This window comes from Roseivirga sp. 4D4, from assembly GCF_001747095.1.
In the GTDB taxonomy this organism is placed as follows: Bacteria; Bacteroidota; Bacteroidia; order Cytophagales; family Cyclobacteriaceae; genus Roseivirga.
The window spans coordinates 71,535-98,443 of record NZ_MDGP01000001.1 but is presented as its reverse complement, the minus strand read 5'-3'; the positions used below and the strand labels follow the sequence as shown (position 1 = coordinate 98,443).

Sequence of the window (26,909 nt, the reverse complement as noted above, 5' to 3'; positions counted from 1 at the left end):
ATAAAAATCACTTTTTTAGTGCTCATTTAGGGCTTATTTTTGCCCGCAGAAACAAAGGAAAGATGCAAAGTAATTTCAAAGTCATAAGTCTCTCATTCAAGAATGCTCCGGTGGACATTCGTGAGATGATCGCTTTGGATGATGCTATGATCACGACATTACTTAATGAGTTTCGTGAAGTAATCGGCTTACATGAATCCTTAATCATTTCTACCTGTAACAGAACCGAAGTTTATTACAACGCAGAGCAGGATTTCTCTAGAGAAATCATATCGCTATTGGCTAGAAAAAAGGGAATTGATAACATTACTAAGTTCATTCCTTTCTTTACAGTAATCAATGATAGTTACGAGGCCTCTACCTACTTATTCAGAGTAGCCCTTGGACTTGAAGCACAAGTTATAGGCGACCTTCAAATCATCAATCAGGTAAAAAAGGCATATCAAATTGCTGCGGATAATAATACTGCGGGGCCTTTCATGCATAGAATCCTGCACACTGTATTCTTTGCAAACAAGAAAGTATTCCAAGAAACAGCATTTAGAGATGGTGCGGCTAGTGTGTCTTATGCCACTGCAGAACTTACTCGAACACTAGCTGAGTCCTTTGTAGATGCCAAAGTGTTGATTGTCGGACTTGGTGAAATCGGAGAAGATGTAGCTAAGCATTTAGTTAGTGAGCAATTCTCTGTTACACTCACCAATAGAACAACGGCCAAGGCAGAAGCTTTGGCCACTGAACTCGCTCTAAATCAAATCGCATTTGAAGACTTGAATGCGAAGATGAGCGCCTACGATATTATCATTTCAAGCATACCAGTTCAAGACTTTATTGGTCCTCAACATTTGTCTAAAAATGCAGAAGGCCTCAAGTTTTTGATTGACCTTTCTATTCCAAGATCCATTGATCCTAAAGTAGAATCAATTAAGGGCATCTCTTTGTACAACATTGACGAGATTCAAGAAAAGACGTCTCGAGCGGTTGAAAAGAGAAAAGCAGCCATTCCTCATGTTGAAGCCATCATCGAAGATGCTATGGAGGATGTTAGGGCTTGGTCGCGGGAAATGGAAGTTTCTCCTACCATCCAAAAACTAAAAAGCACGCTCGAAGAAATCCGACAAGAGGAATTGAAAAAGCACCTCAAAAACTCATCTGAGGAGATGGAATTCTTCGCGGACAAGCTATCTAAGAGTATCACACAAAAAATCATGAAGCTACCTGTCTTGCAGTTAAAAGCTGCTTGCCAAAGAGGAGAAGCAGATAAGCTGATTGATGTCTTGAACGATCTTTTCAACCTAGAACAAGAGACAAAGGAGAAATAATAGCTCTTTTCGTCAATTTGTTTACTCCTGAGCATTATTTTCGTCAGCTAAATCCTAGCAATTGCGTATTACCTGTTAATGCCATTAATCCGACAGCTCTTTTTCATTCTAATTCTGATACTCTGTCAAGTCAATTTACGGGCTGGGGAATACGAGCCTTTCCGAGTTGATGGCAAATATGGAATTAAGGATGTCACTTCAGGCGAAGTGCTTATTCCTCCTCAATATGAAGCTATTGGGTGGTCGGATGGCTCCTTTAAAGTAATTAGCAATGTGATCGGTGCTCGCCAAAACGAGAAGTGGGCGCTAATTGATCTCGAAGGAGGAAAGGTCACCCTTCATCGCTATGCACAGCTCACCCCCTATCTAGACAACTTATTCATCGCCAGCCAACGAGAATCGAACTCAATCCTTGCCAATTATGGTGTCATCAACGCAAAAGGAAAGTCAGTAATTGACTTGTCTTATGTTAGAATGGAACCAGTAGGCAACCTACTAATCGCTTCGAAAAGGGTTGGCGCTGACGATCGGTATGGGCTACTCAATCGAAATGGCAAATCAATTATTCCTTTCACATTCAAGAACATCTTAGCCATCGATGAAACACTGTTTTCAGTTCAGAATGACAATAACCTTAGCGCTGTTTACTCCTCTAGTGGCAAAGCCATTACGGCCTTCGAATACGAGTCGTTGGAAAAACTGACTGACGAGCTGTTATTGGCAAAATCCTTTAATAAACGAGGCATTTTGAATAGAAGCGGAACGTTGATTATACCGACTATCTATAAAAACATCCAAATTTCCGGTCAAAGAGTCCGTGCATTACCCTTCAAAAAGTGGGACTTGTACTCAGAAAACTCGCTAGACACGACCTATTACTTTGATCAGATGCAAATCATCAATCAGGATCGCTTTGCGATCTCTAGTGGTCAACAGGCCGGCATTATCGATCAAGATGAAAATTACATTGAATACCTATCCAACCTAAATATCATCTCTTCAATCAACGAAATTACGATAGTTGAAGATGTTGATTCAAAATTTCAAGGGGCTATGGATGCTTCAGGCAAATTGGTTCTTCCGGTGAATTACGATAGCATAAGAATCTTTAATAAGGTGATTGTTGGACAGGTAAAGCGTCTAGATAAGCAAGACTGGACTGTATTTAATAAGTCTGGCGCTAGGCAAAGCCCATTCCAATATGAATCATTTAAGCAACTCGACAATGGACTGATTGAGGCCGTAAGGAATGGAAAGAAGGGCCTGCTATATGAAAATGGAAAAGACCTGAGCCCTTTTGTTTATGATGGTATTGGTGAGTTTAAAAATGGCTTGGCGGTTGTGGCTTATCAGGGTAGTTATGGCGTGATTAATATGAAAGGTAATTGGGTGATCACCCCCTATAATGACCATATCGAAATTCAGGAAGACGTTATCAGGCTACAACAAGGTTCAGAATGGAAACTAGTCGACTTCGATGGGAAGGAAACCGTAAGAGCTTATGGACTGCTTACCAATTTACCGCGCGGCTATAGCAAATGGACAAGGAAGGGTTATGAGCTCAGAGACGAAAATGATAGCCTCTGGTTGGATCATCTTTACGACACAATTCAGGTTATAAAGAAGGACCTATACGGACTAAAACGTGACGGCCGTTTCTTTTTGTTCAACCCTAATAACGCTAATGACATAGCCTTAGACTCAGGAATAACTTTGCTGGGAGAATTTTCCGAAGGCCTGATTTCTGTAAAAAAAGATAATCAATGGGGACAGATTGCTGAGGATGGTAGGCTAAGAATAGCCAACCGATATGAAGCCATTCAAGCCTTTTCTGAAGGCTTATCTGCCGTGAAACTGATCGGTAAATGGGGTTTCATAGATAAGAACGAGCAATTAATTGTTCAACCTACTTATGATCAGGTTTCGCCTTTCTACAAAGGCCTCTCGATAGTATCAAGGAATAGTCTTTTTGGTATTATAAATAGCTCAGGCAAATCAGTTTTGCCCGAAGACTTTACAGCCATTGATAGACAAGAGGATTACATTATTCTAAATTCGAATGAGGTTTTTGGACTGGCCGATGCTAAAGGCAAGTTGATTAGATCTCCTCAGTATGATTCCATTAAAGCACTTGCAGGTGGTTACTTCTTGATTGGCCGAGATGGATTAAAAGGAGTGATTAACCTAAGGGGAGAGGATGTCATTCCTCTTTCTTATGAGTCCATCCAACAACTAGGCAATCGCTTTCTAGCTTCAGAAGCCTCTCAATGGAAGCTGATTGATTTGCAATAAAAAAGGCCGCAAAACGCGACCTTCGATATTCCTTACTGCTTCGTTCTAGTCTTTATCTCCTCCAGGCTTCTTCCTTGTAGAAGAGCTCCTTTGTCCTGGTCTGGCAATTGATTCTCTCATCTCGGTATCAGATTGGATGTTTTCCATCTTATAGTAATCCATTACACCGAGGTTACCTGATCTGAAAGCTTCGGCCAATGCCAGTGGAACTTCAGCCTCTGCTTCGATTACTTTTGCTCTTGCCTCTTGAGATTTAGCCTTCATTTCTTGCTCATTAGCTACCGCCATTGCTCTTCTTTCCTCTGCTTTGGCCTCTGCTACTTTAAGGTCAGCCTGTGCCTGATCAGTTTGCAGGGTTGCCCCAATGTTCATCCCTACATCAATATCTGCAATATCAATTGACAGAATCTCAAATGCGGTGCCGGCATCCAAACCACGCTGTAATACCAGTTTTGAGATTTTATCAGGATTTTCTAAAACTGCTTGATGTGACTGGGCAGAGCCTATAGAAGTCACTATACCTTCTCCTACCCTCGCCAAAATTGTATCTTCTCCAGCACCTCCAACAAGTTGCTGAATATTAGCACGAACTGTTACTCTCGCAACTGCAATGAGTTGGATACCATCCTGTGCTACTGCAGCCACTTTGGGTGTAGTAATTACCTTAGGGTTTACAGAAATCTGAACTGCTTCGAATACTTCTCGGCCGGCCAAGTCAATAGCCGTTGCCTGCTTAAACCCCAAATTAATATTGGCCTTATCTGCAGAAATTAATGCTTTGATAACCGATGGAACATTACCCCCTGCCAGATAGTGCGTTTCGAGTTCGGCCGTTTGCACGTCCAATCCAGCTTTTCTAGCGGTAATCATTTCCTTGACGATTATACTTGGAGGCACCTTTCTAATTCTCATAAACACAAGCTCTAGCAAGCCTATTCGAACATTAGAAAACTGTGCAGTAATCCATAGGTTAACTGGTACGAAGTACAAGAAAACGAAGAGTAAAATGACACCAGCTATAACAGCTATGAGGGTAGTATATTCTCCCATTGATTTAAGTATTTATTGATTCTACAATAATTTTATTTCCAGAAATTCTTATGATTTCAACCTCGGCCCCAGAGTCTATCAAATGTCCATGTGAAGTCACTTCATAGGCCTTGTTATTAAACTCAGCTTTGCCGATCGGCTTCAAATCAGAAACAGCGATCCCTTTCATATGCAAATGAAGATCATCCGTATAGTGTTCGTTGACTTTAGAGTTAATCTGCTTTTTCAAAGAGAACTTACTCCATGCATTGGACCTAAAGCTCCAAACCAAAGCGACAACCGTCACTAAAAGTGAAGCTACTAAAACTATGGAGCCTGATGTAACTCCATGTCTTTCATAAGCCATGTAAATTCCGATGCCGGTCAAGACAAGCCCCAAGAGTCCAAGTATTGTGGTCCCGGGAACAAATATCAGTTCAAGATAAATAAGCACGAGGCCTACCAGAGTCAGTAAAATGATGGCTAACCAACCGTCCATAAGTCTAAAAGGTCAATAGCCTAATATACCAATAAACGGATGAAGCTTAGTATGCTTTGGCAAAAAGAACTCTTCTTTTTGATGGCTTGCCGGAGTAGATACATGTACCCTCCTCTTCTTTGGCTCCGATAGGAATACAACGGATCGTTGCCTTGGTCTCATTCTTTATTCGCTCTTCAGTCTCAGCGGTGCCATCCCAATGTGCTGAAACGAAACCACCTTGTGTATCGAGTACTTGCTTGAACTCATTATAGGTATCAACCGGGCGAGTGTTTTCAGTTCTAAAATCAAGGGCCTTGGTATAAATAGACTCCTGAATTTCATCCATCAAACCTGTGATCTTAGATGTCAAATCATTCTCAAGACTGAAGATCTCCTTTATACCGGTATCTCTTCGGGCAATTTCCACAGAATTATTTTCCATGTCCTTGGGCCCGATGGCGATTCTAACCGGCACTCCCTTTAATTCCCACTCGGCAAACTTAAAACCTGGCTTATAGGTATCACGATCGTCAAATTTGACGCTAATACCGGCTGCTTTTAGTGAAGCGATAATACCATCGGCTTTCTCACCAATAGCTCTTAGCTGCTCTTCTCCTTTATATATAGGTACAATCACGACTTGAATAGGCGCCAGTCTAGGAGGTAGCACCAGCCCTTGGTCATCAGAATGCGCCATGATAAGTGCTCCCATCAATCGAGTACTTACACCCCAAGAGGTTCCCCAGACGAAGTCTTGCTTACCTTCTTTATTAGCAAACTTCACATCAAATGCCTTAGCGAAATTTTGTCCTAGAAAGTGTGAAGTTCCTGCCTGCAGTGCTTTACCATCTTGCATCAAGGCTTCTATGCAGTATGTCTCTACAGCACCGGCAAATCGTTCGCTTTCCGATTTCACCCCTCTGATAACCGGTACGGCCATAAACTCTTCCGCAAACTGAGCATAGACATTCATCATTTGAACCGACTCATCAATCGCCTCCTGCTTGGTAGCATGGGCCGTATGACCCTCCTGCCACAAAAACTCAGTGGTTCTTAAAAAGAGTCTCGTTCTCATTTCCCAACGGACTACATTGGCCCACTGGTTAACAAGTATTGGTAAATCACGATAAGACTGCACCCAATTTTTATAGGTACTCCAAATCACAGTTTCAGAGGTTGGACGCACGATAAGTTCTTCTTCCAACTTAGCATCAGGGTCTACTACTACCCCATTACCATTCTCATCATTTTTAAGACGGTAGTGTGTTACAACAGCACATTCCTTAGCAAAACCCTCCACATGGTCAGCTTCCTTACTCAAATAAGATTTCGGGATGAAAAGAGGAAAATAAGCATTGGTATGACCTGTTTCTTTGAACATACGATCAATCTCGGCTTGCATTTTCTCCCAAATAGAAAAGCCATAGGGCTTAATGACCATACAACCTCGTACTGGTGAGTTCTCAGCTAAATCGGCCTTTTTGACCAATTCGTTGTACCATAATGAATAATCTTCACTCCTTTTAGGCAATCCTTTGCTCATGTTCTCAGATTTGGTATGATCCTTGCTGTTTTAGCGTTGATAGAATATCCGACAAATATATAGTTTTCGGATATTTTCTCGACCAAAAACGATAAATAGACGTTAACTTATTAAGCCAGAAAGGAAAGTCATGAAAAGTCGAATTCATCTCAAATTATTAATGGCACCACTCAGCATGCTAGCGGTGTTTGCATGCTCACCAGATCAATACCAACAAGCTTCAGAATATGACGATGTATATTTTACATCGGCCGATCGTAAAACAGCCCCAAAGGTTATTGCAAAACCTGAAGAGGTTCAAGCGGCTAATACCGCCAATGTGATCACATTGGCAAATCAGTCTAAAGCATCAGTAGACCCGACATTGCTTAATCGTTATAACAACAACGAAAGTAAAGAGGTCGAATACTTTGTTGAAGGCGAAGGTGGCCCGAGAGTGACCAAGGCGAGTGAATTGAATTATGATGACTTCGTCTGGGATTATGAAAATCAATTGTTAGCTACTTATGCCCTACCAGTAGATTGGGCTGAAGAGTGGGACGAGCGATATTTCAATAATCTAGTCTACAACGATTTTGAATTCAGGCTGGCTTGGTATGATCAATACTATCTGGGCAATAGCACTAGAATGGATCGATATATCACGGCAAGCAATGGTCGCATAGCAAGAACTTCTATGGCCACATTTGGCAGGAACGGATTTGGAAATAGATTCTGGAGTCCAGGCATCAATGTATCCGTAGGCTTCGGGACTGGCTTTGGCTTCTATGACCCTTTCTTTGCACCTGTAGGCTTCGGTTATGATCCTTTCTTTGATCCATTTTATGATCCTTTCTTCTTCAATGCAGGCTTTGGCTTCAATAGATGGAACAGGTGGAATCGTTGGAACAGATGGAACCGAGGCTGGGGCTTCGGATTCGGTGGCGGATTTGGATTTGGCGGTGGAATTTATTGCCCACCCATCTTTAGCAATCAATATATCTATCGTGGAGAGGTATTTGTTGCCAGAAATAACAGAACGTTTACTCGTGGCGGTCGATTGACATCTACGTCTGTAGCAAATGTGAGATCAGATGCTACTAATGGTGTAGCTCAGACTAGATCTCAAAGATTGGCTTCAACTTCAGGTACTTCAAGAGTATCAAGAAGCGCTATAGAAAACAGATCTTCAAGAACAGGACGTGTGAGTTCAAGCAGTGTTAGGAGTTCAAGATCTTCTAGATCGGCTACTAGTAGTGGTAGAAGCTCGAGAAGCCAAGTCGTTAGTACACGATCAAATCGTGTAAGAACTGATGCCTACAGGTTTAATGACTCAAGAAGTTCAAGCAGAACGTCCTCACGTGTGAGTTCTAGCTCTTCAAGAGGCAGGAGCAGTGCAGTGACTTCGAGAACCTCACGATCATCTCGAAATACTTCAACATTCAGCGGAGGGCGCGCTTCAAATAGAAGTACTTCGGGCAGAACAAGCGGGGTATCTTTTAATAGAAACACTTCGTCTAGGTCTTCGTCTGGCGTAAGTAGGTCATCGTCTAGATCGTCAAGTTCTAGGGGTGTGTCTAGAAGCAGTTCGAGGTCATCTAGCTCAAGAGGTGTTTCAAGAAGTAGCTCTAGGTCATCTAGCTCTAGGTCTGGTGTGAGCAGAAGCTCAAGCTCAAGATCTTCAGGGTCGGTGAGCAGAAGTTCAAGAAGCGGTGGAAGCAGTAGATCTTCATCAAGTAGAAGCTCATCGTCTAGATCAGGTAGAGGTAACTAACAAACAACAAAAACTCAGAAGATGAAAGGAATAAGAAAGCTTATGCTAGTAGGCTTGGCAGCGCTTTGCCTACAGTTTGGAGCTCAGGCTCAAATACAACCCGGTTCATTCGGATATTATGAAGATGCTTTGAGGTTTAGCCAACTCAACAATTTCGGTTCGGCAAGAATCTTAGGTTTAGGCGGCTCAGGTTCGGTTCTCGGTGGAGATGTAAGCTCAGCCATATTGAACCCAGCAGGTTTAGGTTTTTATAACAGATCTCAGTTTGTGCTAACACCTGGTTTTAATTTCAATCAGTTTGAGTCGACTTATTTGCTCAATGATTCAAGAACAGAGGATTCCAACTTGAATATTGCAAACCTTGGTCTGATCATTAACTTCAATAAAAGCGATTACGTCCCAGGGGGATGGCGTGGTGGCTCTTTAGCCATTACTTTCAATCGGGTTAATGATTTTAGACAACAACTGAGCTATTCTGGTCAAGGTATAGGCACTTCGATTATTGATGCAATGCTTGACAGAGCGGACCTCTTCTTTCCTGAAGAACTTGGTGGTATTGAACAGGTAGGCTACGATCATTTTTTGATCAATCCATTACCTGGGGCTGAAGACTTTTATTTGTCACCAGTGGCAGGAAACCCTATTCAGCGAGAAAGAATTAACAGAACCGGTTTTACCGATCAAATTAACATAGCCTTTGGTGGAAACTATGACGACAAAATCTATCTAGGAGCTGGAATTGGCATCCTATCTACAAATTACACTTCGAATCGTATTTATACCGAAGAGTTTTCTAACACGGTATTGTCATCATTCACATTGGATGAACGATTTGATGTATCAGGCACAGGCTTCAATGCTAATATCGGAGTAATTGTAAGACCGGTAGACTTCGTTCGGTTTGGAGTTTCTTTGACCTCACCGACCTGGTATAACTTCAGCGAAGAAAGTGATGCCATTTATAATTCAGAGTGGAATAACTTCGATGCTTCAACTTTCCTAGACAATGGAAACCGTGTTATTCTAGAAGATACAGTCCTGAATAGTTTACAGACTCAGACTAATATTTTCTTCTCTGACTACGAACTGAGAACTCCATTGCGATTCAATGCAGGTGTCGCGTTCTTCTTAGGAAAGAACGGTTTTATTACAGCGGACTACGAAAGGCTTAACTACGGAAGTGCTAATGTTTCTTCAGCAGACTTCATTGCCGATAATGATAATGAAACAATCCGAAATAACTTCGAATCGGTCAACAACCTGAGGCTTGGCGCTGAGTACCGTTACAAGATTTTTAGGTTTAGAGCAGGTTATGCGATGTTAGGTGACCCGACAAATGGAAGGTTCAATACATTTAGTGATGTAGACCGGTCTAGAACCGTGATCTCCGGAGGTGTTGGCCTTAATCTTGGTAAGTACTTCTTAGACTTCTCATATAGTCAAACTAGGTTCGAAGAATCATTTACATCTTTCTCCTTTGCTGATAGTGCTGGACCAACATCGATCACTGAAACAACATTGAATAATGCGAGAATAAGCTTTGGGCTGAACTTCTAGTCTTTAGCCGCATTGATATTAGAGATAATCATTTCCGCGGAAATCCGATTATCTCTAATTTTTATTTTGGCCAGCTCATAGTATTCTTCACGCCTGGCCTTCATTTCTCTAATTTCCTGAATCAAGTCTACATGATCATAGCTTTTGAACATGGGCCTGCCTTCTACACCATCTTCAATAATTCTTAAGGCTAGGTCTCCAGGGGCAACATCAAGGTATATGGTCATACCCGCCTCATTCATGGCATCCATATTAAAATGGTAGCACGGAGTACCACCACCCGTTGCTAACACAAAGTGATCCTCAACTGCGATGAGTTGGTGTAAAGTTTCTCTCTCAAAGATTCTAAATTGCCCTTCCCCATACTTCTTGAAAATCTCTGGAATTGTCACCCCCTCCTTCTTTTCAATTTCTGCATCTAGGTCAATGAACTTATAGCTGAGCCTTGTTGCCAAGGATTTCCCAAGGGTCGACTTACCAGACCCCGCGAGTCCGATCAGGAAAATACCGTTTCTAAAATTCATTAATTCAAATTAGATAGTAACTCCCCGGCATCAGGGATATCATTGTAATGCCATTTCTTCATTACCTCTCCGTTATTCAACAGCACGAGTCCCGGGTTTGATCTAATCATCGTTTTGAGCAAAGTCTTGTCAGAGTAGTAATACGGGATAGCAAGCTGAACCGTATGGCGTAAATCCTCGAATTGTGGACCAGATGATGCCGTAATAGCAACCACATCTACTTGATTTCCTAAGGCACCAATCAGGCTATTCAGCATATTATAAGAATCAATATCAGTCTTTTCTGTCTCATGGACTACCACCAAAAGTTTATTGCCTCTCAGCACTTCTTGCGTGTGGTCAGACTCATCTCCATAAATAGCGAAGTTGGTAATCTTAGGCACAACACTGGGGTCATTTGCAGGAGGAAGCATGTCCGCAGGAATACTGGTACCGGCTTTGTAGGCTCTGAAATCAATTGTCGGCAAATGATTAACGGACCAGAAAGCCACAGCCAGGCAAAAAACCAATGAAGCAGCAACAATACCTGTTTTGAGTTTCGTCTCTTCCAGAAGTTGATTCTTCTTTCTATTGACAAAGAGCACCACAATGAAGACAAGAAGGACTATATCCTTAATAAAAGATTCCCATGGGGTAAGCTTAATGGCATCTCCAAAACACCCACAGTCCGTCACCTTATTGAAATAGGCAGAGTAGAAAGTCAAAAAAGTAAAAAAGACGATCATTGCCAACAACAGTGTCGTCACTAGTTTTTCTCTGTACTTAAGAAGCAAGGCAATACCTAATACTACTTCCAAAGTCGAAAGCAGCATGGACAGAAACAATGAGATCGGTTTTAGCGATTCAAAGAACGGAGCAATATCAACGGCAAAAACCGAAAAGTACTCCTCCAATTTTATTTGGGTTCCTACGGGATCATTGACTTTGATTAGGCCTGAGAATATAAAGAGGCCCCCTACTATGTAGCGTGCTATTGCGTTTAATACTTTCATGATTTGGCAAATCCCATCAGAATCATACAGAAAACGGCATAATTGATCATATCCATATAATTGGCATCAATCCCTTCTGAAATGATCGTCTTCCCTTGATTATCTTCAATTTGTTTAACACGCAAAAGCTTCATCAATACGATGTCCGTTATTGAAGCAACACGCATATCTCTCCATGCCTCACCATAGTCGTGATTCTTATTTAATAGAAGCTCCATGGTCTCCTTCACATGTTTATCGTAAAGCGGTTCCAACACTTGCACATCCATTTCCATGGGATCATCATCCGTGAGGTTCATTTGGATTAAGGCAATCACACAGTAGTTAATTATCCCGATAAACTCTCCTGAGATATCATCATCCACTTTCTGAGCACCTTTCTCCTGAATAGAGCGAATCCGTTGTGCTTTTATAAAGATCTGGTCCGTAATAGAAGGTAATCTCAACACTCTCCAGGCCGTACCATAGTCCTGAGTTTTCTTGAGAAATATGTCTTTACAGGCCTTAATAACTTGCTTATATTCGCCTACCGTTTGCTCCTCCAAAGTAATCGCTTATTTAAAATTTGGGACAATTCTTGAAAGCGAAAGATAAGTTATTTAGTACAAAAAGCACATTGAATCTCAGGGGAAATCTGGTTTCTCTGGATAGCCAAAAAGTCATGGGGATTCTCAATACCACTCCTGACTCATTCTATGAGGGGAGCAGAGCCAATGGTCTTCAGGAAATTGTCGATAGAGCCGGGAAGATGCTTGAAGCCGGGGCCTTTATACTAGATATTGGAGGATACTCTACCAGGCCGGGTGCTGAGGATATTACCGAAGTTACAGAACTAGAAAGGACCGTTCCAGCCATTGAAGCCATTAACAAGGCTTTTCCAAAGGCGTATATTTCAATAGATACATTCCGATCAGAAGTAGCCAAAGCTGCAGTAAATGCCGGAGCTTCACTGGTCAACGATGTTTCTGGGGGTAATCTGGACAGTGAAATGTTCAAAACTGTGGCGAAACTCAATGTCCCTTATATTCTTATGCATATGCGAGGAACTCCTGCGACCATGAAGACCCATACAGACTATGATCACCTTCTGAATGATATAAGTGCCGAGCTTTCTGCTAAATGTTCAGTACTAAAGGGTCTTGGTGTTAAGGACATAATTATTGACCCTGGGTTTGGCTTCGCAAAAACGATTGCGCAGAACTATGATATCCTTCGGAATTTGGGTTATTTTAAAAGATTGAAGTTGCCGATACTGGCTGGCCTGTCAAGAAAATCAATGATCTATAAAACGCTTGACACCTCTGCCGAAGAAGCACTCAATGGAACAACAGCATTAAATATGGCTGCCTTGATCAATGGTGCATCGATATTGAGAGTCCATGATGTAAAGGAGGCGATGGAAACAATAAAGCTTTATAAGGCATACAAGGGTTGATATACGCATTTAAAATAGGGTTTCTAGATGTAAGATGGATTGACATCCTGGATATCCTATTGGTCAGTGTTCTGCTTTACCAGGTCTATAAACTCTTAAAAGGTAGTGTAGCAGTAAGAGTACTAATTGGGTTTTTAGTGCTCTACTTAGTTTACTTAGTCGTGCGCGCAGCACAAATGGAACTACTCGCTGGAATCCTTGGTCAATTTATGGGAGTTGGAGTATTGGCCGCCATTATCATTTTCTCCCAAGAAATCCGAAAATTCCTGCTCATTCTAGGCAAAACAACTTTCCGGCAAAACGACCTGCTGCAGTCTATCATGATCTGGAAAAAGCGAGAAGCCAAAGAATCCTTTAATATCACACCTATTATTGAAGCCACCAAAGCACTTTCAAGTACCAATACAGGTGCCCTTATTGTATTTTCTAAAAGCTCTGAACTCAAATTCTATGTCGATTCAGGAGACTTTATGGACGCCACCATCTCTAAGCGACTTTTAATCTCAATTTTTAATAAGTACAGCCCTTTGCACGATGGTGCCGTCATCATTAACCAAGGAAAAGTAAGAGCTGCCAGGTGCATACTACCAGTTAGCGAAAGAGACTTGCCGGCACAGTTTGGTATGCGCCATAGAGCTGCATTGGGAATGTCGGAAGCTACGGATACTTTGACGTTAATCATTTCCGAAGAGACTGGTCAAATGTCTTTAGCCAGAAATGGTTTGATTGACAGTAACCTCTCTATTCCTGAAATCCGAAAGCGTATCAATGACTACCATCAGGAAAGAGAGCCTATCCCTGAGGTAATCGATCCGGAAGGAAACGAACCACTTGATGTGGCTTCCTAAATCACTCCCAATTCTTTCCCTACTTCCTTAAAGGCAGCGATCGCCTTGTCTAAGTGATGTCTCTCATGACCAGCTGAAATCTGCACTCTAATTCTGGCTTGCCCTTTCGGCACCACGGGAAAATAGAAGCCAATCACGTAAATACCCTTTTCCAGCATGGCACTGGCCATTTTTTGAGATAAGACCGCATCATAAAGCATTATTGGTACAATGGCATGTTCTCCTGGCTTTATATCAAAACCAGCAGCAGTCATTTGCTCACGGAAGTACTTAGTATTCTCTTCAAGTTTATCTCTCAAGGCGGTCGTTTCCGATAGCATATCAAACACTGCAATGGATGCACCTACAATTGATGGAGCTAATGTATTCGAGAACAAATAAGGCCTGGAACGCTGACGCAGGAGGTCAACAATTTCTTTCTTACCAGAAGTAAAACCACCAGAAGCGCCACCCAAGGCTTTACCCAGAGTTCCTGTGATAATGTCTACCCTATCCATGCAGTTATGATGCTCATGAACACCACGTCCGGTTTTACCCATAAAGCCCGTTGAATGACATTCATCCGTCATCACAAGTGCATTATACTGATCCGCTAGGTCACAAATCTTATCCATCGGGGCAATGGTGCCGTCCATAGAAAAAACACCATCGGTCACAATGATTTTTTGCTTTGCTCCCTTGGCATCCGCAGCCTTAAGTTGCTCTTCAAGGTCTGCCATATCAGCATTCTTGTATCTAAAGCGCATCGCCTTACACAGTCGGACTCCATCAATGATTGAGGCATGATTTAGAGCATCAGAAATAATTGAATCCTCAGGTCCAAATAAAGGTTCGAATACGCCTCCATTAGCATCAAATGCAGCCGCATAAAGAATGGTGTCTTCAGTGCCTAAAAACTCAGAAATCTTCTGCTCTAATTCTTTATGAATGTCTTGCGTTCCGCAAATGAATCTCACTGATGACATACCAAAGCCATGGGTATCGATAGCCGCTTTAGCCGCTGCAACCACTTTTGGATGTGACGATAAACCTAAATAATTATTGGCACAGAAGTTAATTACCTCTTTTCCATCATCGGTCTTGATATCAGCTGCTTGTGGGGTAGTAATTACACGTTCCTGTTTATAGAGTCCTGCTTCCTTAATGGATTGAATCTCTGCTTGTAGCTGTGGCTTTAATTTATCGTACATTTCAATTGGTTTTAGGTCTTGCTATCTTGGGTCTCATCATGGGCTTCTTTACTTCCTTCTCTACTTCCTGCTCTTTGAGCGGATATGCCCTTCTTATTTTATTAATTAAAAAGAGTTTTTGTGCAGTGAAGCTGTCCGGATGTACCTGATCGAAAAGGGCCTTAAAGCCATCGTATTGCCTAGGCTCTCCTTCTTGGAAAGTTTTCGGGTCAATTTTCTTTTTTACCAGATAATCGTCAAAACTCATCTCTTCCATGACAGGGCAAATATATAAGATGTATTGCAACCAACCTTTGGTCATGCAAACGTTTTACATATTGAGCTGTTTAATTAATATTGCAAGCCAGAAATAGAAATCAATGGAGAGAATTTTAGTGATTGGAGCCTGTGGCCAACTTGGTTCAGAATTGACCAATGAGCTTGGAAGGCTGTTTGGTAATTCGAATGTCATCGCCTCTGACATTTCCCAACCGGTATCCGCCATTTCGGACTTTACATTTGAACAGTTGGATGTGATGAATGCCGATCGTTTGAATGACATTGTCAAAACACATAGCATTACTCAAATCTATCATCTAGCTGCAATTCTTTCCGCTAAAGGAGAAGAGAATCCGAAATGGGCATGGAACCTCAATATGACTGGCTTACTCAATGTTTTGGAAACGGCTAAAGAAAATCAGTTAAGGATTTATTGGCCAAGTTCCATTGCCGTTTTTGGTCCTTCTACTCCTAGAGCCAACACGCCTCAAGACACGGTAATGGATCCCAACACGGTCTATGGCATAAGCAAGTTAGCGGGCGAAAGATGGTGCGAGTATTATCACGAAAAATATGGTGTTGATGTAAGAAGCCTGCGTTACCCTGGCTTGATCGGATACAAGTCCTTACCAGGAGGTGGCACCACAGATTATGCGGTAGACATTTACCATAAAGCACTGAGAAACGAACCTTTCGAGTGTTTTTTATCCGAAGACACCTATCTGCCAATGATGTATATGAGCGATGCCATTAAGGCCACTCTAGATTTAATGCAAGCACCTGCAGATCATATCAAAGTTCGGTCGAGTTATAACGTATCAGCCATTAGCTTTTCACCAAAAGAGATCGTGGCAGCCATTCAGAAAGAGATTCCAGAATTTTCTGCTAGTTATGAGCCAGATTTTAGACAAGCGATTGCCGATTCGTGGCCTGATAGTATAGATGACTCTGTAGCTAGAAACGATTGGGGTTGGTCACCAAATTATGATTTGGACAAGATGACCTCAGATATTTTAGAAAACCTGCCGGCCTTGTTAAGCGAGTTCGAACAGGCCTAACCTGCAACATTTTTGTAGCTTTAGCACTCTTATGGTTATGGCAAAAGAAAGAAGGGGTTTAGTCAAATTTATAGCAGAATTGCTTATTGTCTTTGTTGGGGTATACGGTGCTTTTGAACTCAACAGATATCAAGAAACAAAAAGAGAAACAAAAATTCGAGAGCGTTATTTTTCAAGTTTCAGCTCTGAACTAAATAAGCTGTCTTTCGACATTCGCAATGCCCAAAAAACGATTAACAAGGCCCTGACCAACTTTCAGACTGCCGCAGAGAATGGTGAAAAACCAATACCAAAACCTGTTAACATCATTTTCGAAGCACCTATGCTGATCACAAGGGCAGGTTTCAATGATGATGTATTTATTCAGCTAGATGCGAGTTTGGCAGCCAGCCTAAGTGGTGGTTATGATAATGTGCAACTGGTCATCAAACAAATAGAACGTTTCAATCAGCTATGCGATAATCAACTTATCTCGAACACACCAATCAATTTTTACGATCGTCAGGGTAATCTAAAACCCGAATTTCACTGGTACCAAAATGAACTTCTTGATCTTCAAAAATATATGTCCAACCTGGATGAAATGATCAATCAAGGAGCAATCCCAGCTGTGAAAAAGCTACTAGACAGTTTGCAGTAACCCCTCTGATTCCAACCTATCTATCACATTGGGAGTCTAAGAAGAAAAGTCAAAAACATGAAAAAGCTATTTGCAATAGTCACTTGTTTGCTGATCGTTTCGTCTTGTGACAATACCAATGACGGCAGTCTTGAACGGGTTTACTATGAAAACTCTGAGTTATCATCTCCAGATGATGACTATGGTACTTGGGTGCTGTGGGAAGAAGGTGATAAAACTGCCATTCGTTTTGCCTATACTCACCCTGACGAAGAGAATATTGCGGACGATGAACTCACAGAGTTCTTTTGGATTGAATTACCGGCAGATGCTACAGAATTCAACATTAATACGAGCAACGATGTGCCACATCCTGAGATAGAATTCTACTATGTCAGGTCCTGTTTTTGCGCTTTTGAAACCTTCAGGTTCTTACGAAATGATATTTCAGGTCAAAAGATATCGGCCAACCAATGGCGTGTGTCGTTCGACATTTTAGTAGCGTCTGGCGACTATGAATATGAACTCAAAGATAGTGGTGTCTACACCTTGAGTACTAGATAAAAAAAGGGGGCAATGCCCCCTTTTTTTATCTATAATATCTCGTTCTTATTCCCCTTGGCTCAAAGAGTAACCTCTTTCTCCATCGAAGTGATATAGGTGCTCCGTTTTAATAAAATCGAAGCCTGCATCTTGAACGCTCTGAAGCAACTCAAGCACATCAGAGTTATTCAAAATCTTTCCTTCAGGATTCACGAATCTACACCTCCAATGATCTGTCTTAAAAGTCTCAGGAATTCCGCCAGGATAAACCAACACTCCTCTGTTCGAAATAAGCTTCAATTTTAGGTTTTCCGTAGAAGCAACATTTAACAAACGATCCCCTATTTCATCTGCATCTCTGCTTTCACCTCTCCAATCAATGAAAACATCTACTCCAACAAGCTCTTTCTTCTTAGCTGGTTTCTCTTCGATAGACACGGAAATGGCAACATCTTCATTATACTTAACTGCAGCGAGTTTCGTAGGCTTTTGGCCCAAACGATCGATAATCGCATCTGCAAACTCTTTCGTACCAACTTTTTCTACACTTCGGTTAGCACGGTAGATATCTCCTGTATGGATTCCATCTTCCAATGTCTTTAACCAGGCATTTTGAATGAGTTCAGCCTTATCTGCCCTCCCCATCTGAACCAACATCATAGTTGCTCCATTTAACAACCCTGAAGGGTTAGCAATATTTTGTCCGGCAATGTCAGGCGCTGACCCATGAATGGCCTCAAACATTCCATGCGTCATACCTACATTAGAAGAACCGGCCATACCTACTGAACCAGCTACTTCTGCAGCAATATCAGAGATTATGTCACCGTAGAGGTTCAGGGTAACCACTACATCCAAAGACTCAGGTCTGGCAGCCACCACAGCCGATCCAATATCAATGATCCAGTGATCAGCAGCGATATCCGGATATTCCAATTTGACTTCATCGAAAATATTATGGAACATACCATCAGTATGCTTCATAATATTATCCTTTGTCATACAAGTCACCTTCTTACGACCATATGCCCTTGCATATTCAAAAGCATATCTAATAATCTTTTCACTTCCTGGCTGAGAGATCAACTTCAAGGTTTGTACTACCTCAGTTGTCTGTTGGTGTTCAATACCTGCATAAAGGTCCTCCTCATTTTCCCTCACAATTACCACATCCATGTGAGGAAAGAAAGATGGCACATAAGGCGGATAAGCCCTAAAAGGGCGAACATTTGAATAAAGACCCAAAGACTTTCTGATGGTCACATTTAAACTCTTATATCCTCCACCCTGAGGAGTGGTGATTGGAGCTTTCAAGAATACTTTATTACCTCTTAATATTTCCCAAGATTCTGGGCTGATACCCGATTTGTGTCCCGATTTGTAGACCTTCTCCCCTATTTCGATGGTGTCATAAGTCAGCCCCACATTTGCAGCATCCATGATGCGTAGTGTGGCATCCATAATTTCTGGCCCTATTCCATCACCGTGAGCAACGGTTATCCTTGATTGTGTCCTCATAATTTTACTTGGTAGTTACCTCCTAAATTTGACGGCAAATGTAATCACCATCTATTCATAATCGAAATTGTAAACCTGCATTTTGAAACATTGTTTACAAGTGGAAAATATTAATGATCAATAGCGTAGTTTTACAATTCTATACTGACTGTTATCTTTGAATTCACGCTCAACCCAAATCATGGCGAATTATCAAAATATACTTTTCGAGAATAAAGAAGGAACCGTTCATTTAACCATCAATCGACCTGACAAACTGAACGCACTCAATATTCAGACCATTGAGGACATTAAAGTAGCCTTCGAAGAAATTTATGATGACAACAGCATAAAAGCCGTCATTATAACCGGAGCTGGGGAAAAAGCCTTTGTAGCAGGTGCAGATATCTCAGAAATAGCTGAATTGAATGAATTGAACGCTAGGAATTTTGCCGAAAGCGGACAGGAAGTATTCAGTGCAATTGAAAACTGCCATAAACCAGTAATTGCTCTAGTCAATGGTTTTGCCCTTGGGGGTGGTTGCGAACTGGCGATGGCCTGTCACATGCGTGTGGCTACTGCCAATGCCAGGTTTGGGCAACCTGAAGTAAATTTGGGAGTTATTCCTGGCTATGGTGGCACTCAGAGATTAACACAATTGATCGGTAAGGCTAAGTCTTTTGAGTTATGTATGACCGGAGATATGATTAATGCCAATCAGGCGTTAACATTAGGGTTGATCAATCATGTAGTGGAAAGTCCTACCGAAGCACTTGCAAAGTGCGAAGAGCTTCTTAATAAAATAACCTCAAAGGCTCCGGTAGCCATTGGCTTAGTAATTGATTGTATCAATGCTGTCAATAACGAACAAGAAAATGGCTATCAGACAGAGGCCAATGGTTTTGCTGCTTGCACCAAAACCACAGACTTTGCCGAGGGCACTACGGCATTTTTAGAAAAAAGAAAACCTGAGTTCAAGGGAGAATAAAACTCCCTTTTTTTATGAGTCAAATTAAAAAACTCGCGGGCCAGACGGCCTATTATGGCATTGGCAGTATACTCGGGCGAGTACTCAATTTTCTATTAATACCCATTTGGACGGATCGGCTGGTCAGGAGCGAGTATGGTGCGGTCACAGAACTATACGCCTACGTGGCGCTATGTCTCATTGTCTATACCTTCGGTATGGAAACGGCTTTCTTTAGGTTTAGCAATAAGTCCAATAAAAAGGAAACCTATCAGAGTACAGCCACGGCTGTTTTAACTACATCCGCATTCTTTTCAAGTCTCATTTACCTTTTTTCTGGCCCTATTGCACATTTGCTCGGTAATGGTGTGGAGCAGCAATACGTTCAGTATATGGCTGCCATTCTATTTATTGATGGGCTTATCGCTATACCATTCGCTAAGCTGAGGCTTGAGCAAAAAGCCTTGAAATTTGCGCTAATAAAAGTTGGCGTGATCTCGGTTACCATTCTCCTCAACTTGCTTTTGATCATTGTATTGCCTGACATCTATGATGGTAAGTATTTAGTCAGCCTCCAATCAGCAGTTCAGAAAATATATGACCCATCTATCGGCATAGGCTATATTTTTATTGCAAACCTTCTAGCCAACCTCCTCTATCTGCCCTTACTCTGGAGAGAGCTCTCTCAGGTCAGACTTTCTATTCATTGGACAACTTTCAAACCTATGCTCGTTTATGCCTTGCCCATCTTTTTGATGGGACTCGGTGGCATGTTTAACGAGCAAGGCTATGCGCTAATATTAAAGCATGTTTTCCCAGAAGAATTAGGTGTCTCAGGCAGCGATGCCTTGGGTGTGTTCAGTGGAGCTTTCAAGCTATCGGTGATCATGATGCTTGGAATTCAGGCGTTTCGCTATGCTGCAGAGCCTTTCTTCTTCAGTCATGCTGAAAACAAAGAGGCGCCTGCGCTCTTTGCGCGCATTATGCATTACTTCGTGGTGTTTAATGTTGTCGTTCTAGTTGGTGTAGCACTTAATACAGAGCTTATTGCAGACGTGTTTTTGAGGAACGATAGTTACAAAGAAGCACTCTTTGTGCTCCCTATTCTCCTAATTGCCAAACTATTTTATGGCGTTTATGTCAACCTGAGTGTTTGGTTTAAGCTCACAGATAAAACCATATATGGCACCTACTATGCGCTCATTGGGGCTGTGATTACCTTAGTAGGCAATCTGTTATTAATCAAGGAACTGGGATATTATGGAAGTGCCGTCACTGCCTTGGTATGCTATGGTGCCATGAGCTTGATATGCTACTCCCAAGGCAAAAAGTTCTTTCCTATACCTTATAATTTCAAACCGCTCTTTTTGTATTTGGCTTTGGGGGTCATCCTAATTTACGGAGTTGACTTTATCCAAATTGAAAACAAATGGTGGTCTTATGGTTTCAAACTAGTGGTCACATTAGGTTTCGCTGGGGTGATGTTTTTAATTGAAGGCAGAAAAATTCAATACAAATCGACATAGATTGAAATCATCAGCTCATAGAATTCTGTAAACTTAAGCTCAATATTATTCGTTTCTTTCGTAATTGCCTTTGTTGAAAGCCTTTAACACCATATCACTAATTGCCTGCCTGATACTTCTCATCCCCTCGGAAGGACTAGCGCAGAAAAAGAAGAATGAAGCTGAGGCTAATCTGAAGACAGAGCTTACACCGTATGAAAGAGCCAATTCTGAGTTCCTGATGATCGAAGCCCAGAAATTCTTTCTCCTTGAGGACTATAAACGGGCACTTGCCTTCCTAGAAAAGGCAATAGAGGTTGATCAAGAAAACCATGCTGCTCACTTCAAGATGGCCGAGGTTCATTTGATAGAGGGAGAATATACTCAAGGACTCACGGCCATTGAAAAAGCCATTGAATTAAGGCAGGACAACAAATATTACTACGTACTGGCAGCCCAAATTCAAAAGGCGAGTCAAAATATGGCGGGTGCCGCTCAATACTATGAGCTCATGCTCGGAAACGCTAAAGACTTCAATGCCTACCTTATTGAAATCACTGAGGTATATGAAAGCCTCAACCAATTAGACAAAGCGCTGGAAGTTCTAAATGGACCCGAGAAAAAGGGAGAAGCTTTGAGTTTCGATCAAAAGTCTAGAAGAATAGACCTGCTCATTAAAGCTGGAAAGAGTGAAGATGCTATTAGTGAATTGGCGATACTTTTTGGGGAAAACCCAAAGGACAATGAGGTTTTTTATAAATACGCATATACCCTCGCCTCCAATGGAAAAATCGATGAGTCGATCGACCTGCTTGAGCAAAATGAGTTGAAGACCAACGAGCTTATTTTATTATTGGTAGAAAACTACCAGAAAACTGGAGCTGTAGACAAGCAAAGAGATTTGATTTTCGAAGTCCATAGCGATCCAGAAGCAAGCCTCAGCATGAAGACTCTTCTCCTTGGGCAATGGGCATTTTCCGATGATCTGAGTGATAAGGCCAACCTAATTGATAGCCTTCAAAACAACATGAACGCTGATTACCCTGAAGAACCTTTGGTCATAGAAAATGGTGGTCTACTCTACTCTAAGTTAGCCAAGACAGCAAGTGGTGAACAACGGATCATTTATGAGAACAAGGCCATTGACTATTTCAAGAGACTCACTCAACTGCGCCCTGGAGATTTCCAGGTTTGGAATAGAATATTAGACTATGAATATCAAAAGGAAGACTGGGAAACGCTTGCCGAGTCATCAGAAGAAGCCTTAGATCTATTCCCTAACCAGGCTGTCTTTTATATCTACCTTGCCAGTGCTAATCAAGGATTAAAGGAGTTTAGTGAAGCCGAAAGCCTTCTGAAGCAGGCAAGTCGTATGGCACTATCCAACGAATCGCTTAAGAGTCAAATTCTGGGAAAACAAGCCTCGTTAGCATTAGCGATGGGCAAAGAAGATGAAGCTTTGAGCCTATTCGAGCAATCGATTAATTTAAGTCAGGCACACCCTGAAAGCATTGCTAATTATGCAGAGTTTCTAACAGCGTCCGACCCTCAAAAGGCCATCAGTTTAATTAATTCCGTAATAGACTCTCCTTTTAAAAACCTTCAATTCATTAGGATTAAGGCAAAGGCACTCTTTACTTTGAAAAACTATTCAGAGGCAAACGCATTGCTAACCCAAGGTTTGAATGAATTTACAAGCCAATGGAATGGTAAAACGCTTGAGCTTAGTGGAGATATCCTTTTTAAATTAAATCTGATTGACGAAGCTTTGGCACAATGGAAGTCTGCAAAAGGGCTAGGGAATACATCAGATAAACTCGATCAGAAAATTGAGAACAAACAATTCAACTAAATACCTCACCCTTCTGCTAATCTTTAGCTTAATACTCACCCTAAGCAGCTGTAGCAAGAAATTCTTAGGCTTTGGTTATGATCCAAAAGCAGAACTGGCACTTGAAGAAATCGATTTTGAATATCTCTCTACCTCCACCAAATTCAAATACAAAGACGGGGAAAGTAAGCAGAAGGCCCGAGCCAACATCAGAATAAAGAAAGATAGCCTCATTTGGTTCACCCTCAGCAATGGAGTTGGTATAGAAGGCTTCAGGGGTAAAATGACACGAGATTCGTTAATAGTCATTGATAGGGTTAATAAGAAGGTGACAAGCTTCAGTTTCGAAACACTAAGTGAACGCTTCAATTTCGAATTCAATTTTGACTTGTTTCAAGCGGTATTGGTAGGCGATCTTCCCGTAGACGTTTCAAAAGCAGATGTTTTAGAAAAGCAGGCCAACAATTACTTAGTCACGCAAAAAGCTGGCGACCTTAGAATTCAAAATAAGATCAGTTCGAAGAACAGAAGGCTAGAAAACCTATTTGCCAGTACTTTAGAGAATCAAAACACGTTGGAATTAAAGTATGGAGATTTCAAGCTTCTTGACGATAAGCCATTTGCCTACAAGGCAGTAATGCTCCTTACCTATTTTAAGGAAGGCAAGAAGGAAGAAGCTACCATTGATATTGAACACAATAGAGCAAGAATTGAGCGGAAACCATTAAAGTTCCCTTTCAATATACCATCACGCTATGAGCGGCAGTAGAATAACAGTTGTATTAGTACTCATCATATTGGCCTTTGATGTCTCACAGGCCCAGACAGAACGCCAGCGATTAGAAAAAGAGAAACAAGAAATACAAGATAGGATTCTTGAGACTCAGAAAATTCTTAGCCAAACAGCTAGTAAAAAGAACAACTCTCTGGGTAGGCTTAGAGCATTAAACAATCAGATAAGATCAAGAGTCTCTCTTGTCAATGCTATAAAGGGAGAAGTAACCCTTTTAGACGAAGAAATAGCCGAAGATCAGAGCATTATTGATGCAATGGAAAATGACCTCAATGCATTGACAGACGAGTACGGACAAATGATCTACGCCACGCAAAAAACAAGCTCTGGGTTTAATCAACTCACTTTTCTATTTGCTTCTGGAACCTTCAATCAGCTTTTCATGCGAATGAAATATATGAAGCAGTATGGAGAAGCACGGAAGAAACAGGTAGAGCAAATTCAAATTGTTCAACAAAGTCTCAATGAGCAAATCGTGGAAATTGAAGAACAGAAGTCTTCTAAGCAAAGCCTACTCAATGAAGAACTTTCTGAAAATAGAAAACTCTCTAACCTCCAAAGTGAGCAAAGGTCATTAGTGACCAAACTCGAGCAACAAGAGAATAAAATCAGACAAGATTTAGCTCGCCAAAGAGCCTCGGAAAAAGAATTGAGTGACAGAATTGATGCCATCATTGAAGCTGAAAGATTGGCCGCACTAGCTTCAGCTGTTGACATGTCAGATATCAATGCAGCTTTCGAAGGAGAGAAAGGACGCCTTCCATGGCCAGTAGACCAAGGCTTTGTTTCGTCCAAATATGGAAAACATAGACATCCAACACTCAGGACAGTTATGCTCACCAACAAAGGGATCGACATTCAAACTACCAAAAATGCAAGTGTTAAATCTGTGTTCCCAGGTAAAGTCAGTGCAATAATGTCTATACCAGGCCAAGGAAATACAGTACTCATTCAGCACGGAGAATACTTCACAGCTTACTCTAAATTAAAGGCTGTAGTGGTCAAAAAAGGTGAGCAAGTGCAAGCCCAGCAAGTACTCGGACAGGTACTTACTGACAACAATGATGTCTCTGAAGTGAAATTCAAAGTATTTGATCAAAAGACTACTGTGAACCCCGAAACTTGGCTTGAACGAAAGATCAACTAAACTTAGCCGCTTGAATTACGTGAACTGGTAAGAGTTTTTACCTATCTTTGTTTTATATACATTAAGTACATCGTCATGGAAACAATATTAGCATTAGGAATGCCAGGTGGACCGGAGATATTCGTGATCTTGTTCATTGTCCTTCTATTATTCGGAGCGAAGAAGATTCCAGATCTTGCAAGAGGTTTCGGAAAAGGGATCAGAGAGTTTAAGGATGCTACCAAAGAAATTAAGAAAGAGGTAGACGATGCAGGTAAAGAAATAGACAAACCTTAAGGGAGAAGTGAAGAATTATCATCGCTTAGATGAGATTCAAAAAGACCTTAAGCTGCAAAAAATTTCTTGTCTCTCCCTCGTTGAACACTATCTTAAAAACATAGAGGACAACGCTAACCTCAACGCATTTGTAGAGGTATACGAACAGGAGGCAAGAGAACGGGCCAAAGCGATTGATCTCAAAATAAAGCATAACCAAGCCGGCAAGTTAGCCGGCTTAATTTTTGGTATAAAAGACCTTATTTGCTACCAAGATCATCAAGTATCCGGCAGCAGCGATATCCTAAAGGGATTTGAATCTCAAATTACGGCTACAGCTGTTCAGAGGCTTCTGGATGAAGATGCCATCGTAATCGGCAGACAAAACTGCGATGAGTTTGGTATGGGTTCCTCCAATGAAAACTCAGCCCATGGGGCTGTAAAGAATGCAGTTGATAGCTCAAGAGTGTCTGGAGGATCTTCTGGAGGATCAGCCGTAGCAGTTCAAGCAGATATGTGTCAAGTTTCCCTAGGCACAGATACCGGTGGATCTGTAAGGCAACCTGCCGCATTCACAGGTGTTATTGGCCTTAAACCAACTTACTCAAGAATTTCAAGATGGGGATTACTCGCCTATGCCTCCTCATTCGACACTATAGGAATATTCTCAAAATCAGTCGAAGACAATGCCTTAGTACTTCAAGTGATTGCAGGGAAAGATGAAATGGACGGTACCTCCTCTTCTGAGTCGGTTGAGGGATTTGATCCAAAGGCCTTTGAAGACAAGAAGTACAAAGTCGCCTACCTTCATGAGGCACTGACGAGCGAAGGCGTCCAAGAAGAGGTCAAGTCTGTTTTAAGAGACACTGTGGACAGACTGAAAAGTGAAGGGCATCTTGTTGAACAACTGGATTTCCCGTTGCTTGACTATGTCTTACCGACCTACTACATACTGACTACGGCAGAAGCTAGCACCAACCTTTCGAGGTATGATGGAGCGCATTACGGACACAGAAGTCCCAATACCTCGAATCTGGAATCTATGTATAAGCTTTCAAGGACCGAAGGTTTTGGAGAGGAAGTGAAACGAAGAATCATGTTGGGCACCTTTGTGCTTAGTGCAGACTATTATGACGCCTATTTTACAAAGGCTCAAAAAGCACGACAGTTGATCAAAGAGGCAACAGAGAAAATTCTTGAGCAATTTGACTTTATCATCATACCAACAACGCCTACAACAGCGTTTAAATTAGGTCAGCACCAAGACAACCCTCTCGAAATGTACATGGCAGATTTATTTACGGTACAGGCTTCTGTAACGGGCATACCTGCTATTTCAATCCCCGCTGGTAGTGATGCCAATAATTTGCCGATCGGTCTTCAAATTATGTCAGGGGCTTTTGATGAAAATAAACTTTTTGCAATTTCGAAGTATCTATTAAAAGAAGATTGACCCGTTGGTGAACAAAA

General features: G+C 41.6%; 25 protein-coding genes. 16 read left to right on the top strand and 9 right to left on the bottom strand.

Annotated features, from left to right (window positions below; translation table 11 throughout):
- The first annotated feature begins 62 nt into the window (after window positions 1-62).
- On the top strand, window positions 63-1,322 hold the full coding sequence (gene hemA, locus BFP97_RS00355) for a glutamyl-tRNA reductase (protein WP_069840511.1): 1,260 nt from the start codon (window positions 63-65) through the stop codon (window positions 1,320-1,322).
- 78 nt (window positions 1,323-1,400) lie between these two features.
- On the top strand, window positions 1,401-3,614 hold the full coding sequence (locus BFP97_RS00350; protein WP_069840510.1) for a WG repeat-containing protein: 2,214 nt from the start codon (window positions 1,401-1,403) through the stop codon (window positions 3,612-3,614).
- A gap of 45 nt (window positions 3,615-3,659) precedes the next feature.
- Here the strand turns inward: BFP97_RS00350 and floA are convergent, their stop codons facing one another.
- From floA to proS, 3 genes are read right to left on the bottom strand one after another with little or no spacing between them, the layout of a single operon-like run.
- The gene (gene floA, locus BFP97_RS00345) at window positions 3,660-4,664 is read right to left on the bottom strand and encodes a flotillin-like protein FloA (RefSeq protein WP_069840509.1); all 1,005 of its coding nucleotides are present in this window, start codon (window positions 4,662-4,664) and stop codon (window positions 3,660-3,662) included.
- Window positions 4,665-4,668: 4 nt separating this feature from the next.
- Window positions 4,669-5,142 (bottom strand): NfeD family protein, encoded by a 474-nt coding sequence (locus tag BFP97_RS00340; RefSeq protein ID WP_069840508.1) that lies wholly within the window; start codon window positions 5,140-5,142, stop codon window positions 4,669-4,671.
- Between the two features lie 46 nt (window positions 5,143-5,188).
- Window positions 5,189-6,667 (bottom strand): proline--tRNA ligase, encoded by a 1,479-nt coding sequence (gene proS / locus BFP97_RS00335; protein WP_069840507.1) that lies wholly within the window; start codon window positions 6,665-6,667, stop codon window positions 5,189-5,191.
- A gap of 130 nt (window positions 6,668-6,797) precedes the next feature.
- Between proS and BFP97_RS00330 the strand changes: the two genes are divergently transcribed.
- Together BFP97_RS00330 and BFP97_RS00325 are read left to right on the top strand one after the other, a co-directional pair.
- Window positions 6,798-8,420, top strand: coding sequence for a hypothetical protein (locus BFP97_RS00330; protein WP_069840506.1), 1,623 nt, complete (start codon window positions 6,798-6,800; stop codon window positions 8,418-8,420).
- Between the two features lie 21 nt (window positions 8,421-8,441).
- Window positions 8,442-9,977: an OmpP1/FadL family transporter gene (locus tag BFP97_RS00325; protein WP_069840505.1), complete on the top strand. Its 1,536-nt coding sequence runs from the start codon at window positions 8,442-8,444 to the stop codon at window positions 9,975-9,977.
- On the opposite strand, the gene BFP97_RS00320 is transcribed toward BFP97_RS00325, so the two are convergent.
- The 3 genes from BFP97_RS00320 to BFP97_RS00310 are packed head-to-tail and all read right to left on the bottom strand — an operon-like array spanning window position 9,974 to window position 12,038.
- Complete coding sequence (locus BFP97_RS00320) at window positions 9,974-10,501, bottom strand: shikimate kinase (protein WP_069840504.1); 528 nt, start codon at window positions 10,499-10,501, stop codon at window positions 9,974-9,976. The genes BFP97_RS00325 and BFP97_RS00320 overlap by 4 nt on opposite strands.
- Window positions 10,501-11,493: a MauE/DoxX family redox-associated membrane protein gene (locus BFP97_RS00315; RefSeq protein ID WP_069840503.1), complete on the bottom strand. Its 993-nt coding sequence runs from the start codon at window positions 11,491-11,493 to the stop codon at window positions 10,501-10,503. Before BFP97_RS00315 ends, BFP97_RS00320 begins: the two co-directional genes overlap by 1 nt.
- Window positions 11,490-12,038: a DUF1599 domain-containing protein gene (locus BFP97_RS00310; protein WP_069840502.1), complete on the bottom strand. Its 549-nt coding sequence runs from the start codon at window positions 12,036-12,038 to the stop codon at window positions 11,490-11,492. Before BFP97_RS00310 ends, BFP97_RS00315 begins: the two co-directional genes overlap by 4 nt.
- 32 nt (window positions 12,039-12,070) lie before the next feature.
- On the opposite strand from BFP97_RS00310, the gene folP reads away from it, so the two are divergent.
- Entirely contained in the window at window positions 12,071-12,928 is an 858-nt protein-coding gene (folP, locus tag BFP97_RS00305) for a dihydropteroate synthase (RefSeq protein WP_069844133.1), read from the top strand.
- Window positions 12,925-13,776 (top strand): diadenylate cyclase CdaA, encoded by an 852-nt coding sequence (gene cdaA, locus BFP97_RS00300; protein WP_083262346.1) that lies wholly within the window; start codon window positions 12,925-12,927, stop codon window positions 13,774-13,776. Before folP ends, cdaA begins: the two co-directional genes overlap by 4 nt.
- On the opposite strand, the gene kbl is transcribed toward cdaA, so the two are convergent.
- Together kbl and BFP97_RS00290 are read right to left on the bottom strand one after the other, a co-directional pair.
- The gene (gene kbl, locus BFP97_RS00295; protein ID WP_069840501.1) at window positions 13,773-14,966 is read right to left on the bottom strand and encodes a glycine C-acetyltransferase; all 1,194 of its coding nucleotides are present in this window, start codon (window positions 14,964-14,966) and stop codon (window positions 13,773-13,775) included. The genes cdaA and kbl overlap by 4 nt on opposite strands.
- A 1-nt stretch (window position 14,967) precedes the next feature.
- On the bottom strand, window positions 14,968-15,267 hold the full coding sequence (locus tag BFP97_RS00290) for a hypothetical protein (protein ID WP_069840500.1): 300 nt from the start codon (window positions 15,265-15,267) through the stop codon (window positions 14,968-14,970).
- A gap of 58 nt (window positions 15,268-15,325) precedes the next feature.
- Between BFP97_RS00290 and BFP97_RS00285 the strand changes: the two genes are divergently transcribed.
- From BFP97_RS00285 to BFP97_RS00275, 3 genes are read left to right on the top strand one after another with little or no spacing between them, the layout of a single operon-like run.
- Window positions 15,326-16,282 carry an NAD-dependent epimerase/dehydratase family protein gene (locus tag BFP97_RS00285; RefSeq protein WP_069840499.1) on the top strand — a complete coding sequence of 319 codons (957 nt, stop codon included), beginning with the start codon at window positions 15,326-15,328 and terminating at the stop codon, window positions 16,280-16,282.
- 37 nt (window positions 16,283-16,319) lie between these two features.
- A complete protein-coding gene (locus BFP97_RS00280) occupies window positions 16,320-16,922 on the top strand; it encodes a hypothetical protein (protein ID WP_139135131.1) in 603 nt (200 codons plus the stop codon).
- A gap of 57 nt (window positions 16,923-16,979) precedes the next feature.
- On the top strand, window positions 16,980-17,465 hold the full coding sequence (locus BFP97_RS00275) for a hypothetical protein (protein ID WP_069840497.1): 486 nt from the start codon (window positions 16,980-16,982) through the stop codon (window positions 17,463-17,465).
- Window positions 17,466-17,510: 45 nt separating this feature from the next.
- Here the strand turns inward: BFP97_RS00275 and BFP97_RS00270 are convergent, their stop codons facing one another.
- Complete coding sequence (locus tag BFP97_RS00270) at window positions 17,511-18,962, bottom strand: NADP-dependent isocitrate dehydrogenase (RefSeq protein WP_069840496.1); 1,452 nt, start codon at window positions 18,960-18,962, stop codon at window positions 17,511-17,513.
- A 181-nt stretch (window positions 18,963-19,143) separates the two neighbouring features.
- Between BFP97_RS00270 and BFP97_RS00265 the strand changes: the two genes are divergently transcribed.
- From BFP97_RS00265 to gatA, 7 genes are all read left to right on the top strand, one after another.
- A complete protein-coding gene (locus BFP97_RS00265) occupies window positions 19,144-19,929 on the top strand; it encodes an enoyl-CoA hydratase/isomerase family protein (RefSeq protein ID WP_069840495.1) in 786 nt (261 codons plus the stop codon).
- Window positions 19,930-19,943: 14 nt separating this feature from the next.
- Window positions 19,944-21,434, top strand: a complete 1,491-nt coding sequence (locus tag BFP97_RS00260; protein ID WP_069840494.1) for a lipopolysaccharide biosynthesis protein — start codon at window positions 19,944-19,946, stop codon at window positions 21,432-21,434.
- A gap of 73 nt (window positions 21,435-21,507) precedes the next feature.
- Complete coding sequence (locus BFP97_RS00255; RefSeq protein ID WP_139135130.1) at window positions 21,508-23,265, top strand: tetratricopeptide repeat protein; 1,758 nt, start codon at window positions 21,508-21,510, stop codon at window positions 23,263-23,265.
- On the top strand, window positions 23,243-24,013 hold the full coding sequence (locus tag BFP97_RS00250; RefSeq protein ID WP_069840492.1) for a DUF4292 domain-containing protein: 771 nt from the start codon (window positions 23,243-23,245) through the stop codon (window positions 24,011-24,013). Before BFP97_RS00255 ends, BFP97_RS00250 begins: the two co-directional genes overlap by 23 nt.
- On the top strand, window positions 24,000-25,184 hold the full coding sequence (locus BFP97_RS00245) for a murein hydrolase activator EnvC family protein (RefSeq protein ID WP_083262344.1): 1,185 nt from the start codon (window positions 24,000-24,002) through the stop codon (window positions 25,182-25,184). The genes BFP97_RS00250 and BFP97_RS00245 overlap by 14 nt, the downstream gene beginning before the upstream one ends.
- Before the next feature lie 75 nt (window positions 25,185-25,259).
- Complete coding sequence (locus BFP97_RS00240) at window positions 25,260-25,460, top strand: twin-arginine translocase TatA/TatE family subunit (RefSeq protein WP_069840491.1); 201 nt, start codon at window positions 25,260-25,262, stop codon at window positions 25,458-25,460.
- 7 nt (window positions 25,461-25,467) lie between these two features.
- Window positions 25,468-26,892: an Asp-tRNA(Asn)/Glu-tRNA(Gln) amidotransferase subunit GatA gene (gene gatA / locus BFP97_RS00235; RefSeq protein ID WP_069840490.1), complete on the top strand. Its 1,425-nt coding sequence runs from the start codon at window positions 25,468-25,470 to the stop codon at window positions 26,890-26,892.
- The last annotated feature ends 17 nt before the right edge of the window (window positions 26,893-26,909 follow it).

What these genes read in the sequence shown, in the direction of transcription:
- hemA (WP_069840511.1), top strand. Translation starts at nt 63, where the DNA reads ATGCAAAGTAATTTCAAAGTCATAAGTCTCTCATTCAAGAATGCTCCG.
- BFP97_RS00350 (WP_069840510.1), top strand. Translation starts at nt 1,401, where the DNA reads ATGCCATTAATCCGACAGCTCTTTTTCATTCTAATTCTGATACTCTGT.
- floA (WP_069840509.1), bottom strand. Translation starts at nt 4,664, where the DNA reads ATGGGAGAATATACTACCCTCATAGCTGTTATAGCTGGTGTCATTTTA.
- BFP97_RS00340 (WP_069840508.1), bottom strand. Translation starts at nt 5,142, where the DNA reads ATGGACGGTTGGTTAGCCATCATTTTACTGACTCTGGTAGGCCTCGTG.
- proS (WP_069840507.1), bottom strand. Translation starts at nt 6,667, where the DNA reads ATGAGCAAAGGATTGCCTAAAAGGAGTGAAGATTATTCATTATGGTAC.
- BFP97_RS00330 (WP_069840506.1), top strand. Translation starts at nt 6,798, where the DNA reads ATGAAAAGTCGAATTCATCTCAAATTATTAATGGCACCACTCAGCATG.
- BFP97_RS00325 (WP_069840505.1), top strand. Translation starts at nt 8,442, where the DNA reads ATGAAAGGAATAAGAAAGCTTATGCTAGTAGGCTTGGCAGCGCTTTGC.
- BFP97_RS00320 (WP_069840504.1), bottom strand. Translation starts at nt 10,501, where the DNA reads ATGAATTTTAGAAACGGTATTTTCCTGATCGGACTCGCGGGGTCTGGT.
- BFP97_RS00315 (WP_069840503.1), bottom strand. Translation starts at nt 11,493, where the DNA reads ATGAAAGTATTAAACGCAATAGCACGCTACATAGTAGGGGGCCTCTTT.
- kbl (WP_069840501.1), bottom strand. Translation starts at nt 14,966, where the DNA reads ATGTACGATAAATTAAAGCCACAGCTACAAGCAGAGATTCAATCCATT.
- BFP97_RS00290 (WP_069840500.1), bottom strand. Translation starts at nt 15,267, where the DNA reads ATGACCAAAGGTTGGTTGCAATACATCTTATATATTTGCCCTGTCATG.
- BFP97_RS00285 (WP_069840499.1), top strand. Translation starts at nt 15,326, where the DNA reads ATGGAGAGAATTTTAGTGATTGGAGCCTGTGGCCAACTTGGTTCAGAA.
- BFP97_RS00280 (WP_139135131.1), top strand. Translation starts at nt 16,320, where the DNA reads ATGGCAAAAGAAAGAAGGGGTTTAGTCAAATTTATAGCAGAATTGCTT.
- BFP97_RS00275 (WP_069840497.1), top strand. Translation starts at nt 16,980, where the DNA reads ATGAAAAAGCTATTTGCAATAGTCACTTGTTTGCTGATCGTTTCGTCT.
- BFP97_RS00270 (WP_069840496.1), bottom strand. Translation starts at nt 18,962, where the DNA reads ATGAGGACACAATCAAGGATAACCGTTGCTCACGGTGATGGAATAGGG.
- BFP97_RS00265 (WP_069840495.1), top strand. Translation starts at nt 19,144, where the DNA reads ATGGCGAATTATCAAAATATACTTTTCGAGAATAAAGAAGGAACCGTT.
- BFP97_RS00260 (WP_069840494.1), top strand. Translation starts at nt 19,944, where the DNA reads ATGAGTCAAATTAAAAAACTCGCGGGCCAGACGGCCTATTATGGCATT.
- BFP97_RS00245 (WP_083262344.1), top strand. Translation starts at nt 24,000, where the DNA reads ATGAGCGGCAGTAGAATAACAGTTGTATTAGTACTCATCATATTGGCC.
- BFP97_RS00240 (WP_069840491.1), top strand. Translation starts at nt 25,260, where the DNA reads ATGGAAACAATATTAGCATTAGGAATGCCAGGTGGACCGGAGATATTC.